The organism is Citrobacter sp. Ce129 (assembly GCF_030334545.1).
Lineage (GTDB): Bacteria > Pseudomonadota > Gammaproteobacteria > Enterobacterales > Enterobacteriaceae > Citrobacter > Citrobacter europaeus.
In genome coordinates this window covers 604,397-619,071 of sequence record NZ_JAOWDS010000065.1, presented here as the reverse complement: position 1 = coordinate 619,071, position 14,675 = coordinate 604,397, and the positions used below count along the sequence as shown (strand labels likewise).

General features: G+C 51.0%; 13 protein-coding genes. 6 read left to right on the top strand and 7 right to left on the bottom strand.

The features are described from left to right. The first annotated feature begins 165 nt into the window (after positions 1–165). Positions 166–2,841 (top strand): aconitate hydratase AcnA, encoded by a 2,676-nt coding sequence (gene acnA / locus OGV77_RS16825; protein WP_087050489.1) that lies wholly within the window; start codon positions 166–168, stop codon positions 2,839–2,841. Positions 2,842–2,890: 49 nt separating this feature from the next. Here the strand turns inward: acnA and ribA are convergent, their stop codons facing one another. Next, positions 2,891–3,481, bottom strand: a complete 591-nt coding sequence (ribA, locus tag OGV77_RS16820; protein WP_043016151.1) for a GTP cyclohydrolase II — start codon at positions 3,479–3,481, stop codon at positions 2,891–2,893. Positions 3,482–3,683: 202 nt separating this feature from the next. Here ribA and pgpB point away from each other — a divergent pair, with 202 nt between their 5' ends. From pgpB to yciH, 5 genes are all read left to right on the top strand, one after another. Continuing rightward, complete coding sequence (pgpB, locus tag OGV77_RS16815) at positions 3,684–4,448, top strand: phosphatidylglycerophosphatase B (protein WP_087050490.1); 765 nt, start codon at positions 3,684–3,686, stop codon at positions 4,446–4,448. A gap of 149 nt (positions 4,449–4,597) precedes the next feature. Next, positions 4,598–4,906 (top strand): LapA family protein, encoded by a 309-nt coding sequence (locus tag OGV77_RS16810; protein WP_006684318.1) that lies wholly within the window; start codon positions 4,598–4,600, stop codon positions 4,904–4,906. Positions 4,907–4,912: 6 nt separating this feature from the next. After that, complete coding sequence (gene lapB / locus OGV77_RS16805; RefSeq protein ID WP_043016153.1) at positions 4,913–6,082, top strand: lipopolysaccharide assembly protein LapB; 1,170 nt, start codon at positions 4,913–4,915, stop codon at positions 6,080–6,082. Between the two features lie 190 nt (positions 6,083–6,272). Then, positions 6,273–7,016 carry an orotidine-5'-phosphate decarboxylase gene (gene pyrF, locus OGV77_RS16800; RefSeq protein WP_141110885.1) on the top strand — a complete coding sequence of 248 codons (744 nt, stop codon included), beginning with the start codon at positions 6,273–6,275 and terminating at the stop codon, positions 7,014–7,016. After that, complete coding sequence (gene yciH, locus OGV77_RS16795) at positions 7,009–7,335, top strand: stress response translation initiation inhibitor YciH (protein ID WP_043016155.1); 327 nt, start codon at positions 7,009–7,011, stop codon at positions 7,333–7,335. Before pyrF ends, yciH begins: the two co-directional genes overlap by 8 nt. Before the next feature lie 91 nt (positions 7,336–7,426). Here yciH and osmB read toward each other — a convergent pair whose 3' ends face one another. The 6 genes from osmB to OGV77_RS16765 form a co-directional block, all read right to left on the bottom strand. Further along, the gene (osmB, locus tag OGV77_RS16790; RefSeq protein WP_043016156.1) at positions 7,427–7,645 is read right to left on the bottom strand and encodes an osmotically-inducible lipoprotein OsmB; all 219 of its coding nucleotides are present in this window, start codon (positions 7,643–7,645) and stop codon (positions 7,427–7,429) included. A 268-nt stretch (positions 7,646–7,913) separates the two neighbouring features. Beyond that, positions 7,914–8,666, bottom strand: a complete 753-nt coding sequence (gene yciT / locus OGV77_RS16785) for a DNA-binding transcriptional regulator YciT (protein ID WP_043016157.1) — start codon at positions 8,664–8,666, stop codon at positions 7,914–7,916. A 95-nt stretch (positions 8,667–8,761) separates the two neighbouring features. Next, positions 8,762–8,944: a YciZ family protein gene (locus OGV77_RS16780; protein ID WP_047410865.1), complete on the bottom strand. Its 183-nt coding sequence runs from the start codon at positions 8,942–8,944 to the stop codon at positions 8,762–8,764. Between the two features lie 182 nt (positions 8,945–9,126). Beyond that, the gene (gene pdeR / locus OGV77_RS16775; protein ID WP_087050492.1) at positions 9,127–11,118 is read right to left on the bottom strand and encodes a cyclic di-GMP phosphodiesterase; all 1,992 of its coding nucleotides are present in this window, start codon (positions 11,116–11,118) and stop codon (positions 9,127–9,129) included. A 265-nt stretch (positions 11,119–11,383) separates the two neighbouring features. Beyond that, positions 11,384–13,318 carry an exoribonuclease II gene (locus OGV77_RS16770; protein WP_080625247.1) on the bottom strand — a complete coding sequence of 645 codons (1,935 nt, stop codon included), beginning with the start codon at positions 13,316–13,318 and terminating at the stop codon, positions 11,384–11,386. A gap of 89 nt (positions 13,319–13,407) precedes the next feature. Continuing rightward, complete coding sequence (locus OGV77_RS16765; RefSeq protein WP_087050493.1) at positions 13,408–14,553, bottom strand: CMD domain-containing protein; 1,146 nt, start codon at positions 14,551–14,553, stop codon at positions 13,408–13,410. Between the last annotated feature and the right edge of the window lie 122 nt (positions 14,554–14,675).

The window sequence follows — 14,675 nt, the reverse complement described above, 5'->3', positions numbered from 1 at the left end:
CACCGTTTAAATTTTCATTGCTTTAACCTTTCTCTCGCCATTGACTTCACCTGCCACTTTTATCAATTTGAGTTGTTATCAAAGCGTTACATTTTGTTTGTGTTATCTTTAATACTAACCCTGAAGAAAATCAGGGGATCCAACCCTGTCATTTAAGGAGGAGCTATGTCGTCGACCCTACGAGAAGCCAGTAAGGACACATTGCAGGTTAAAGATAAAACCTACCGTTACTACAGTCTGCCGCTGGCCGCGAAATCACTGGGTGATATCACCCGCCTACCTAAGTCGCTAAAAGTTTTGCTGGAAAACCTGCTTCGTTGGCAGGACGGAAATTCTGTTACTGAAGAAGATATTCATGCGCTCGCGCATTGGCTGAAAACCGCCCATGCCGATCGTGAAATTGCCTATCGACCTGCTCGCGTTTTGATGCAGGATTTTACCGGCGTGCCGGCGGTGGTCGATCTGGCCGCCATGCGCGAAGCGGTGAAACGTCTGGGTGGGGATACGGCAAAAGTGAATCCGCTTTCGCCAGTGGATCTGGTCATTGACCACTCGGTAACGGTGGATCGTTTCGGTGATGATGATGCTTTCGAAGAAAACGTTCGTCTGGAAATGGAACGTAACCATGAGCGTTATGTGTTCCTGAAATGGGGACAGCAGGCATTTAGTCGCTTCAGCGTTGTGCCGCCGGGGACGGGGATTTGCCATCAGGTTAACCTTGAATACCTGGGCAAAGCCGTCTGGAGCGAGTTACAGGACGGTGAGTGGGTGGCTTATCCCGATACGCTGGTCGGTACCGATTCTCATACGACGATGATTAATGGTCTCGGTGTACTGGGCTGGGGCGTTGGAGGCATTGAAGCCGAAGCGGCAATGCTGGGTCAACCCGTCTCAATGCTTATCCCCGATGTTGTGGGCTTTAAACTGGTGGGCAAGCTGCGGGAAGGTATCACCGCGACTGACCTGGTTCTGACCGTCACCCAGATGCTGCGTAAGCACGGCGTGGTCGGTAAATTTGTTGAATTCTACGGTGATGGGCTGGACACCTTACCGCTGGCCGACCGGGCAACCATTGCGAATATGTCGCCGGAATACGGCGCAACCTGCGGTTTCTTCCCGATCGATGACATCACCCTCGAATACATGCGTCTGAGTGGGCGAAGTGAGGAGCAGGTTGAGCTGGTCAGCGCCTACGCCAAAGCGCAGGGCATGTGGCGTAACGCCGGCGATGAACCCGTATTTACCAGTTCGCTGGAGCTGGATATGGGCAGCGTGGAGGCAAGTCTTGCCGGACCAAAGCGCCCGCAGGATCGGGTGGCGCTGGCTGATGTACCGAAAGCTTTTTCGGCCAGTAATGAACTTGAGGTGAATAGCTCGCTGAAAGACCGTCAGCCCGTGGACTACACCATGAGCGGCCAGCAGTATAAGCTGCCGGACGGTGCGGTGGTGATAGCCGCTATCACTTCCTGTACCAACACCTCCAACCCAAGCGTACTGATGGCGGCGGGGCTACTGGCGAAAAAAGCAGTGACGCTGGGTCTGAAACGTCAGCCGTGGGTAAAAGCCTCGCTGGCGCCTGGATCGAAGGTGGTCTCTGATTATCTGGCACAGGCCGGGTTCACACCGTACCTTGATGAGCTGGGATTCAATCTTGTAGGTTATGGCTGTACCACCTGTATAGGTAACTCTGGGCCTTTACCCGATCCTATCGAGACCGCCATCAAAAAAGGCGATCTGACGGTAGGGGCGGTACTTTCCGGCAACCGTAACTTCGAAGGTCGTATCCATCCGCTGGTGAAAACTAACTGGTTGGCGTCTCCGCCGCTAGTGGTGGCTTACGCGCTGGCGGGAAATATGAATATCAACCTGACGAAAGATCCGTTAGGCCATGACAGAAAAGGCGATCCCGTTTATCTGAAAGATATCTGGCCGACAGCCCAGGAAATAGCCCGTGCCGTAGAGCAGGTCTCTACCGCCATGTTCCATAAAGAGTATGCTGAAGTGTTTGAAGGCACGCCAGAATGGAAAGCAATCCAGGTTGATCGGGCTGATACTTATGGCTGGCAGTCTGACTCGACCTATATCCGCTTGTCCCCATTCTTCGATGGTATGCAGGCTACGCCGGACCCGGTTCAGGACATTCACGGCGCGCGTATTCTGGCAATGCTCGGGGATTCCGTCACCACCGACCACATTTCTCCTGCCGGCAGTATTAAACCGGACAGCCCGGCGGGGCGTTATCTGCAAAGTCACGGCGTTGAACGTAAAGATTTTAACTCCTACGGTTCACGACGCGGGAATCATGAAGTGATGATGCGTGGTACTTTTGCCAATATTCGTATTCGCAATGAGATGGTGCCCGGCGTGGAAGGCGGCATGACGCGTCATTTGCCGGGAACTGAAGTGGTGGCTATCTATGATGCGGCCATGCAATATCAGCAGGAGAACGTACCTCTGGCAGTTATTGCCGGGAAAGAGTATGGCTCCGGTTCCAGCCGCGACTGGGCGGCGAAAGGCCCGCGCTTGCTAGGGGTTCGCGTAGTTATCGCTGAGTCTTTTGAGCGTATTCACCGCTCTAACCTGATTGGTATGGGGATTTTACCGCTGGAATTCCCGCAGGGCGTCACGCGTAAAACGCTGGGATTAACCGGTGAGGAAGCGATCGATATCACGGACTTACAAAACATTAAGCCGGGGGCGACAGTCCAGGTGAGTATGGTACGCCCGGATGGGCGTAAAGAGGTGATACTATGCCGCTGTCGTATTGATACCGCAACGGAGCTAACGTACTATCAAAACGATGGTATTCTGCATTACGTGATTCGTAATATGTTGAATTAAAATGCAAAAAGCCTGCGAGAGCAGGCTTTTTTACCAGTACTGGCAATGCTTATTTGCTCAGCAAATGTCCCATCTTGGCGGCTTTGGTGTCCAGGTAATGTTCATTGTTTGGGTTACGGCCCACAATCAACGGCACACGTTCAACAATATTGATTCCCGCTTCGGTCAGGATTTCTACTTTCTTCGGATTATTGGTCAGCAAACGAACTTCATCCACACCCAGCAGCTTGAACATATCCGCACACAGCGTGAAATCGCGCTCGTCTGCCGCAAATCCCAATTGATGATTAGCTTCAACGGTATCATAACCCTGGTCCTGCAACGCGTAAGCGCGGATTTTGTTGAGCAGGCCGATGTTACGTCCTTCCTGACGGTGATAAAGCAGTATCCCTCGCCCTTCTTCAGCAATATGGGTGAGGGCCGCTTCGAGCTGGAAACCGCAATCGCAACGCAGGCTAAACAGCGCATCGCCAGTCAGACATTCCGAGTGGACGCGCGCCAGGACAGGCGTTTGGCCTGTAATATCGCCAAAAACCAATGCGACATGATCGTGTCCGGTTGCCAGTTCTTCAAATCCCACCATCAGGAAATCACCCCAGGGGGTTGGCAGTTTGGCTTCTGCCACACGTTTAAGCTGCATGTAATTCTCCAGATTATGCTGGCACTCGTCGTGCCTTCGCCTGTCGGCTTCTGTTCTGTATTACACTATTTTGCCATAAGGCAACGACGTTCACCTAATCGCGACCAAGGATTCGCTTTTGGAATGGCACAAAATTGTCAATTTTCCCGGCATGCGCAATTTTCAGTTATGATTGTGAGACTTATCGACGAAAGGAGAGGCAATGCTTTCTATTGCAAAGCGCACCGCAGTTGGGGCTGGACTACTACTTATCATGCCGGTTGCCGTATGGGTATCTGGCTGGAGCTGGCAGCCGGGACACAATGTCTGGTGGTTAAAGTCCTTGTACTGGGTAACGGAAACGGTGACGCAGCCGTGGGGAATTATCACTCATGTTGTTCTCTGCGCATGGTTTCTGTGGTGCCTGCGCTTTCGTCTGAAAGCCGCAGTGATGTTGTTTGCTATTCTGGCGGCAGCGATTTTAGTCGGGCAGGGCGTGAAGTCCTGGGTCAAAGACAGGGTGCAAGAGCCGCGACCTTTTGTCATGTGGCTGGAAAAAACGCACAATATTTCGGTTGATGAGTTCTACACTTTAAAACGTAAAGATCGTGGGCACTTAGTCAAAGAACAATTGGCAGAACAGCAGGATATTCCAACGTTTTTACGCAAGCACTGGCAAAAAGAAACGGGGTTCGCTTTTCCATCCGGGCATACGATGTTTGCCGCCAGTTGGGCTTTACTGGCAGTAGGATTGTTATGGCCGCGCAGACGTACGCTGACAATTGTGTTTTTGCTGACCTGGGCCACCGGCGTTATGGGTAGCCGCTTGCTGTTAGGCATGCACTGGCCCCGTGATTTGGTGGTGGCAACGCTGATTTCGTGGCTGCTGGTGACGTTGGCGACGTGGCTTGCGCAGCGGGTATGCGGGCCATTAACACCGCCAGTACAGGAGAAAAAAGAAATTGCGCAGCGAGAACAAGAAAGCTAGCGATGATTGATTTTTCAAATTTTGCCCTTAAATCAGAAAGTGGAAAGCGCTTTTCCGTTTCGCACTCGTTGTGAAAATGGTAATTTAAAGGGCTCAACGCGGTAAGTTGGACACGATTTATTCGCTCAAACCACATAACGGGAAGTAATGTGAAATATTTACTCATTTTCTTACTGGTGTTGGCGATTTTTGTTATTTCGGTGACATTAGGCGCGCAAAACGATCAACAGGTTACGTTTAATTACCTGCTGGCTCAGGGTGAGTATCGTATCTCTACGCTGCTTGCTGTATTGTTTGCCGCAGGTTTTGCGATTGGTTGGTTAATTTGCGGCCTTTTCTGGCTGAAGGTTCGTGTGTCTCTTGCGCGCGCCGAACGTAAAATCAAACGACTGGAAAACCAGCTTGCGCCTGCGACCGACGTTGCGGTTTCTGCCGATTCGTCGGTTGTGAAGGAATAATTATTTATGTTGGAGTTGTTGTTTCTGCTTTTACCTGTAGCCGCTGCCTATGGGTGGTATATGGGTCGCAGAAGTGCGCAACAAAACAAGCAGGATGAAGCTAACCGTCTTTCCCGTGACTATGTCGCCGGGGTTAACTTCCTCCTGAGCAACCAACAAGACAAAGCGGTGGATCTGTTCCTTGATATGCTAAAAGAGGACACAGGCACCGTTGAGGCTCATCTCACCCTCGGAAACCTGTTTCGCTCTCGCGGTGAAGTCGATCGCGCAATCCGCATCCATCAAACGCTAATGGAAAGTGCCTCGCTGACCTACGAGCAGCGTTTACTGGCCGTGCAACAACTGGGACGCGACTACATGGCCGCGGGTTTGTATGACCGCGCTGAAGACATGTTCAATCAGCTGACCGATGAAACTGATTTTCGCGTCGGCGCATTACAGCAGCTGTTGCAAATTTATCAGGCCACCAGCGAATGGCAAAAAGCCATTGATGTCGCGGAGCGTCTGGTGAAGCTTGGTAAAGACAAGCAGCGTAATGAGATAGCCCACTTCTATTGCGAACTGGCCCTACAGCAAATGGGTAGCGACGATTTGGATCGCGCCATGACGCTGTTGAAAAAAGGCGCAGCGGCAGATAAAAACAGTGCGCGGGTATCCATCATGATGGGGCGCGTGTATATGGAGAAAGGTGATTACGCAAAGGCAGTTGAAAGCCTACAGCGGGTGATTTCCCAGGATAAAGAACTGGTCAGTGAAACGCTGGAAATGCTGCAAAGCTGCTACCAGCATCTGGGGAAAAACGATGAGTGGGTGGAGTTTTTGCGTCGGGCCGTTGAGGAGAATACTGGCGCCGCCGCCGAACTGATGCTGGCTGATATTCTTGAAGCGCGTGAGGGTGCTGAGACAGCTCAGGTTTATATCACTCGGCAGTTGCAACGCCATCCTACGATGCGCGTGTTCCACAAACTGATGGATTACCATCTCAACGAAGCAGAAGAAGGGCGTGCCAAAGAAAGCCTGATGGTTCTGCGCGATATGGTCGGGGAGCAGGTACGCAGCAAGCCGCGCTACCGCTGCCAGAAGTGTGGTTTTACCGCGTATACGCTGTACTGGCATTGCCCATCTTGCCGTTCATGGTCAAGCATTAAGCCCATTCGCGGACTTGATGGGCTGTAATTTTTAAAAAAACCTCACTTTAGTTACAACATACTAGTTATATTTAATAGATCCATCCTTCACCTCCGCTGCCAGTTTCGCCTGGCAGAAATGTAATCGCGCCTGTTAATTTTCTATTACCGCAGGTAGAATGCACGCCGTTTACCCATTTCGCGCCGCCGGAGGCGCCCATCCTCAAGAAGGTCTGGTCATGACGTTTACTGCTTCATCTTCTTCTCGTGCTGTTACTGATTCTCCTGTCGTTGTCGCTCTCGATTATTCCAATCGTGATAAAGCATTAGCTTTTGTCGACAGAATTGATCCTCGTGATTGCCGTTTGAAAGTGGGCAAAGAGATGTTCACGCTTTTTGGACCTCAGATGGTTCGCGATTTACAACAGCGTGGCTTTGATGTCTTTCTTGATTTGAAATTTCATGATATTCCCAATACCACCGCGCATGCCGTTGCAGCCGCAGCCGATCTTGGTGTGTGGATGGTTAACGTTCATGCCTCTGGCGGGGCACGTATGATGACCGCAGCCCGTGAAGCCTTACTCCCTTTTGGCAAGGACGCGCCGCTGCTGATTGCGGTAACGGTTCTGACCAGTATGGAAGCCAGCGACCTCGCCGATCTTGGCGTGACGTTGTCACCTGCAGAGCATGCTGAGAGACTGGCGCGCTTAACTCAAAATTGTGGTCTGGACGGGGTAGTGTGTTCAGCGCAGGAAGCGGTGCGATTCAAGCAGGCGTTTGGTCAGGCATTTAAGCTGGTGACGCCAGGGATTCGTCCGGAAGGTAGCGAGGCGGGCGATCAGCGTCGTATTATGACGCCGGAGCAGGCGCAGTTAGCCGGTGTGGATTACATGGTGATTGGTCGTCCGGTCACGCAGTCTGCGGATCCCGCGCAGACGCTGAAGATGATCAACGCCTCCCTGACGAGGTGCGTAAATGAATGACTCAAACTCTCGTCTGGTCTATTCAACCGACTCCGGGCGTATTGATGAACCGAAAACGGCGCCTGAGCGTCCAAAAGGCGATGGCATTGTGCGTATCCAGCGCCAGACCAGTGGCCGCAAAGGTAAGGGCGTGTGTCTGATTACCGGTCTTGATCAAGACGATGCCGAACTGACCAAATTAGCCGCTGAACTGAAGAAAAAGTGTGGGTGCGGTGGGGCGGTAAAAGACGGTGTGATTGAAATACAGGGTGACAAACGCGACCTGATTAAATCGTTGCTGGAAGCCAAAGGAATGAAGGTTAAACTGGCAGGCGGTTAATAAAAAAAGCCACGGAAAAAATCCGTGGCTTTTTAATAATACAGACCTGAAAAAGTAAACGTATTATTATATCGAGCCGTTCAACCGTAGATTATTTACCCACCTGGTGGCCAATTATACCACCTACTGCAGCACCACCCAGCGTACCCAGCGCGCTGCCATCAGTCAGGACTGCACCACCCACTGCACCCGCACCAGCGCCGATAGCGGTGTTACGGTCTCGTTTGGACCAGTTAGAGCAGGCACTCAGAGACATTGCCAGAGTAATTGCCAGAATGGCGGCGGTCATTTTTTTGCTCGTTACTAACATAATACTTTCTCCTGAATTATTGATTCACGGAATCCAGTGTTCTTTAAGAATAGCGCTAAATTAAGACTATAGAAGATATTTCCGTGAAACCGTGTAGCGAAGGCATTACAAACACTATCCTGAAGTTGGATGTTCGTTCCTGTTATATCGCTAACATTAATTTTACGACTTTATCCTGTTAACGACAGGTAAAAAGTCTTAATTGGACTGTCAGATAACTCTCAGAGAGGAGATGATTTGCCTGCTGACAAATCATCTGCTGAAGATTTTATGCGTGGGCATCAATGATATTGACGGTCAATCCTGAATGCTCGAGCTGCATTTGCACGCTGGCACTGAGTCTGGAGTCCGTTACTACACGGCTGAATCGCTCTAACGGACCCAACGTGTAAGGGTGGATGGCTTCGAATTTTGAGCTATCGGTTAGCACAATGACTTCTGCGCCTTTTTCCAGCACCGCGTTAACCACGTCAGAACGCATCATGTCGCGTCCGGTAAAGCCGGTGTCTGCTTGCCAGCCATCAATGCCGATAAAGGCCTTGCTGAAGTGTACCTGCTGGATAAACTGGCGAGTTAAAGGGCCGACCATACTCTCGCTTTTTTTCTGGTAAATTCCACCGAGAAGAATTACCTCGCAGGAGGTTTCTTTCAGCAGATGGGCAATGTAGCTGCTCACAGTGATAATGGTGACATCCTTTTGCTCAGCCAATGTTCTGGCCAGAAGCGCATTGCTGCTGCCGTTTTCAATGAACACGGACTCGCCTGGGCTTACCAGCGATGCGGCGAATTCAGCCAGCTCACGCTTCAGGGTGAAATTGGTCATCATGCGTGTTTCAACATCATCGCTGTTCAATGAAACAGCAAAGCCGTGCGCTCGGCGTAAATAACTCTGTTTTTCCAGCGTGTTCAGATCCTGTCGGATCGTCACTTCTGATACGCCGGTGAGTTTTGCCAGATCGGCGACGCTCATCTGACCTTTGTCGGTCACCATCTGCAAAATAGATTGTTGTCGGGAATTCATAGTATTAATTTTATAGCGATATCGTATCGGAAATTAAACGGAAACTGCATTATCCGCAGTTTGCTGATAGCAGCGACATCAAAAGTGCGATGTCATCAGATCTCCCACGGAGCCTTAGGCTTTTTCGCCAAAGATTCGGTATCTTCTTTGACAGTGTTTAACAGTTCAGCCTTCAGAATTTCAAGGTTATGGATGGCTGAGTGGTAATCACCTGCAACGAGGATATCCAGCACGGTATCAATACGTTCGGCCAGACGCTGAGCGTCGATATCAGACATGGTCATCATCCTAATGGCAATAGAGTTTGAATTTCATGATGCAGAATTTCATGGCAAAAGAGAAGGGAAAAATAGTATTAACCTGAACGATTGGAGAATATTATATATTCTGTGATTACATGCAGATAAGATCTCCATGTAATGTCCATTTATGGCTATTCACTACGTATAATTTCTCTACATTAACGCAATTTTTTACTCAGATGTCGGCGATACCAACGTTCAAATGCGGCTGCTGGCATTGGTTTAGCGAATAAAAACCCCTGACGCTCATTGACGCCATTTTTGGTCAGAAACGCATCCTCTTTCGCGCTTTCCACGCCTTCAGCAATCACCTGCAGGTTTAGCGCCTGTGCTACTGCAACAATGGCTCGCACCAGCGACTGTGAAATGGATTGCTTGTGTACATCTCGGACAAATGTCTGATCCAGTTTAATTGCATCCAGCGGGAAGCGGGCCAGTTGCGACAGCGACGAATAACCGGTACCAAAATCATCCAAATGGATTTGCGCTCCCAACTGGCTAAATTGCTGAATAACGGACAACGCCAGTTGTTCATTTTCAATCAGGCTGCTTTCCGTTAATTCAACATCGATGGGGCAATACTCAAAGTTGAGTTCCTGAAGTACCTGCTTCAGTGCGGTAAAAAGCGTCTGGTCGGCGAGCTGGCGGGCAGAAACGTTTACCGCTACGCGCAGGTTTATGCCCTTGGCGCGCCATTTCGCGACCTGGCGCACTACGTCGAGAATAACCCAACGACCCAGCGGGACGATGAGCCCCGATTCTTCGGCGTAGGAGATAAACTCCAGTGGGGGAATGAGGCCACGTTCCGGGGACTGCCAGCGTACCAGCGCCTCCAGACTACGCACTTCACCGCGCCAGGTTATCTTTGGCTGATAATGGATAACCAACTGATCGTTTTCCAGCGCCTTACGCAGATTGGTATCCAGCCACAGATATTCAAATACGCGCTGATTCATTTCCGGAGAGAAAACACAAAACTGTCCGCGACCGCCTTCTTTTGCGGTGTACATGGCTGTATCCGCATTACGAATGACGCTCTCGCAGTCCTGACCATGCTGAGGTGCGAGGGAAATACCAATAGAGCATCCGGTATAGATTTCAATCAGGCCGATGCGAAATGGCTGGCGCAGGCGCGTCAGAATGCGTGATGCGGTAGCTTCCAGTGTGCCCTGGGATGTTTCGGTGGCCAGGACAATGAATTCATCGCCGCCAAACCGCGCCAGTATCTGGTTGTCGTCGAGACAACTGAGGATTGCCAGCGATACGCTTTGTAATAATTGATCGCCAAACATATGCCCGTAGGCATCGTTTACCTTTTTGAAGTTATCCAGATCGAGGTACACAATCCCGACCTGCGTATCGCCTGCGTTCTCAATCGCATTGCCGATCAGTTCATGAATTGCGTTGCGGTTAGGTAAGCCTGTGATGGAGTCGGTATTTGCCAACACCCGTAGTCGCTCCTGCGCGCGGCGTTCTTCAGTGATATCGGTCCCGGAACAGATCAGAAATATTTCGTTCTTGCCGCTACCGTTATGCACAAATTTATTGCGAAACAGAAACAGACGCTGGCCTTTGCAGGTTTTCACCCAGCGCTCAACCTCATACGAATTACCTTCGCGGAAAAAGACCTCGATATTGCGCCGTGAAGCCGCAGCCTCACGTCGACTCATAAATAATGTGAATACACTTTGGCCAATAACTTCACGTTCTTTGAAGCCAGTGTACTCTTCACACAGGCGATTAAACCGCTGAATGTTGCCCATCCGGTCAAGAATGACAATAACGGAATTGGCTTCAGAAACGACCTGTTCGGCAAAAGAGAGCCCGTGAGCCAGGTCGCGGGCGACGGAAGGGGTGTCATCCCAGGCGGATGCGCTTCCGGCCCATTCGCGTTTATTGATTTTTCGACCGACCAGATGCACTGGTATGTCATCATCTTCAATGGGCAACGTCATTAACAGACTTGACGTAATCACCGTCATCTCGCGAATGCGATCGGCTTGTTCAGGTGATAACTCGATGGTCTGATCGGCGCCTGACGTTTCGTCGATAGAGAAATGCAGGATGTTGCAATCCTCTGACAAACGCCAGTAGGGGTTATGAGTGCCCACATAGCTATACAACGTAACCAGCTCCCGGACGTCTTTCATGATGTGTACTATCCCGTTTAAAGCGCATAGAGCCTCAAAAGTAAGGGTAGCCATGATTCATTCAGGGTGATTATGGCTGAACGTATTGTTTTTTTTATATATTTATGTGTAATCCAGAATCCGTAAAAAGCAAAGCAAACGGAACTGAAAATAGTAAAAAAATAATTTTGACCGATTGAAAGAAGTGTAGTGCCTGGTGGGAATTTGGGCGGAAAAAAGAAAACGACCTTTCACAAAATGAGAAAGGTCGCTGGATTACGACATTTTACATGGCGGGACGTGCGATAACGCTGCGGGTTTCCATCCGCACTTCGGCGATAGTTACGTCAATCACATCCGTGACTTTGTAAACCACTTCACCTTTAATTTGTACAGTGCCGCTTTCCTGGCTGCATACCAGTTCGTCACGAACGGCGTGCAGGAACGGGGCAGGAATAAATGCAACAGCGCCATTATCAATTAAACGCACACGCATGCCGCCACGGCTGACGTCAATGATCTCGGCGGCAAAGCGGGTATCGGTCCCGGCTTTGTCGCTCAGGAAACGGGCGTATAACCAGTCACCAACATCACGCTCAGCCATCCGGTTCAGGCGACGACGTTCCGCCATTTGCACGGTGGTATCATCCTGAGGGCGGGCGATGTTTTCACCTTTGATGACGGCCTTAAGCAGGCGGTGGTTGATCATATCGCCATACTTACGAATAGGAGATGTCCAGGTGGCATAAGCCTCCAGACCCAGCCCAAAGTGCGGACCTGGCTCGATACTTATTTCAGCGTAAGACTGGAAGCGGCGAATTCGACTGTCGAGGAAACCAGAAGGCTGCGCATCCAGTTCGCGGCGCAGTTTGCAGAAACCTTCCAGCGTCAGGACCTCTTCGGCATCCACGTGCATACCATGGGTTTTCAACAGCGCGGCCAGAGCGTCGGCGTTAGCGGGGTCAAATCCCATATGGACGTTATAAATACCGAAGCCCAGCTTGTCGCGAAGCACGCGGGCGGCACAAATGTTCGCCGCAATCATGGATTCTTCCACGATACGGTTTGCGATGCGGCGTGGCTCTGCGACGATGTCCAGCACTTCGCCTTTTTCACCCAGAACGAAACGGTAATCCGGGCGATCTTTAAACACCAGTGCATGATTATGACGCCACTCACCACGACTCAGGCAAATACGGTGCAGCAGGCGGATTTGTTCAGCAATCGCGTCGTTTTCAGGCTGCCAGTCGCCTGCGCCTTCCAGCCAGTCGGAGACGTTGTCGTAGACCAGCTTCGCTTTCGACTCAATCGTTGCTGCGAAGAACGTGATGTTGTCTTCAATCGCGCCATCCGCGGTGATGGTCATCCGACATGCCAGAACCGGACGCTCAACGTTTGCACGCAGAGAGCACAAATCGTCAGACAGTTCACGTGGCAGCATCGGGATATTGAATCCCGGCAGATAGTTAGTAAACGCGCGAATTTTTGCCGTTTTATCCAGTTTGCTGCCTTCTGCAATCCAGGCGGTAGGATCGGCAATGGCGACTGTTAATTGCAGTTTGCCGTCGGCCAGTTCTTCAGCATACAGCGCATCGTCCATATCTTCGGTACTGGCGCTGTCGATGGTGACAAAGTTGAGGGCGGTTAAGTCCTCACGAATCAGACCTTCATCCAGCATCTCAGTTGCCACACCGTCCGGTGCTTCCTTTTCGAGATTATGGCGTGCCAGCGTGACCCACCACGGAACAAAGTGGTCATCAGCAAACGTGATAAATTGGGTTAACTCGGCATAGAAGGTGCGATCGCCTTTCAGCGGGTGGCGGCGCATTTCAGCTACGGCCCAATCACCTTCTTTAAATTCATGCTCGACGCCGCGGGCGGCACGGCAAGGGATAGCATCTTTCAGTAACGGATGATCTGGCACAATCGCCAGGCGGTCATTTTTGCCCTGAACTTTACCCACGAAGCGCGTCAGGAAGGGTTCGATCAGTTCTTCCGGCTCGGCAGATTCACGATCTTTTTCTGTATGGATAACCGCTACTATACGGTCGCCATGCATGACTTTTTTCATCTGCGGGGGCGGAATGAAATAGCTTTTTTGTGCATCGACTTCCAGGAAGCCAAAGCCTTTTTCCGTGGCTTTTACCACCCCTTCAGCACGTGGCGTCTGGGAATGCAGTTGCTGTTTAAGCTGCGCTAGCAGCGGGTTGTCCTGAAGCATAATTGTCTATTTTCGTGGCTAAAAGAGCGGCTGACAGTTTTACGCGATTCTATCAGTTGCGGCAAGCGCTCTTTCAGTAAGTGGATCGGTTAACAAGTCTCGCCCAGCGCGATTTTCAAGCGATTCAACCATCCGCACAATCCGCTCCAGGCCAGCAGGTTAATCGCTTGTTCAGAGGAGATGTCCTGATCGAACAAGGGAGTTAACAGCGCGGCGCTAAAGCGGTCAGGCGCTCGGGTTAGCCATTGTACCGCCTGCAGGGTGACGCGCTCAACCGGATGTCGTTGTTCCCAACGCTGTAATTCACGCTCATCCAGGCGAAGCAGGGCGATGACCTCGGCTAATTCATTTGCTGTGTGAGTATGTTCATTAAAGCAGGCCACGCTGCCGTTAATCCGTGACGTCATTAGCGCCGTCAGAGAAAATGCCCGCGCCGGTACAGCGCTGCGCCGGATACTGGAAATAAGCGTCGCAAGTAAATCCAAAATGACCGGTGAATGAATCAGTAATGGCGCCAGAGCTTGCAGTTCATTGGGATAACGTCTGGTCGCCGCCTCATCAAGACCAGGATGTTTTTCTATCGGGAATGGCGCAGCGTGCCAGGTTGTGTTTGTTGCATTAAATGGCGCAGCGTGAGCGAATTGCTGTATATCCAGTCCCGGAATTCGGCGTACCGGATGTCCGGACCAGGCCTGAAACAGGGCTACGATACGGGCCTGAAAACCGACGAATCCGATAATTTGATTCATCAAAATGGTATCGCTGGTGGTCAGCCCGACAGCATCCAGATGCTGGCGATCGCGTGCACCTATCACGGCAGGAGAGCTGGCAAGTTGACGCGCATATTGGGTGATTTGCGCCAGTCGATGGTTACTCTCCCGTGAGGAGTCCGGCCCAGGAAGCGGTGTTAAACGTGCGGCATAGTGATTACATAATCGCTGGACGCCATACACCTGAGCGACAGTTAAGGCTGTACTCATCCGATCATAGGCGCTGAATGTGTGCATCTGATCCTGGTTTACATGAGCCGGGAAGAGGATCTGGGCAAGTTTACGGGCAGGAGTTAACCAGGTTTGAAAAGGCAAAAGGGCGTCATCAGGTATCGCCAGATCCAGTAAAAAGCTGTCGTCGACATGAGCGGCTTCCGGCACCAGCGGCAAAACATCTTGCGGATACGTGCTGGATTGCGTCTCATGATACCAGTGGCTTTTGCCTTCAATTCGGCGTTGTTCCATGGGCGGTCCTTGGTCTAAAAAGTGGCGACCCGGACACGTCGTCATACCACTACGCCGGATCGTTTGCGCTGCAATATCCTGACGTAAGCAGAAGAGGGGATGAAAGATTGTTACGTGATAAT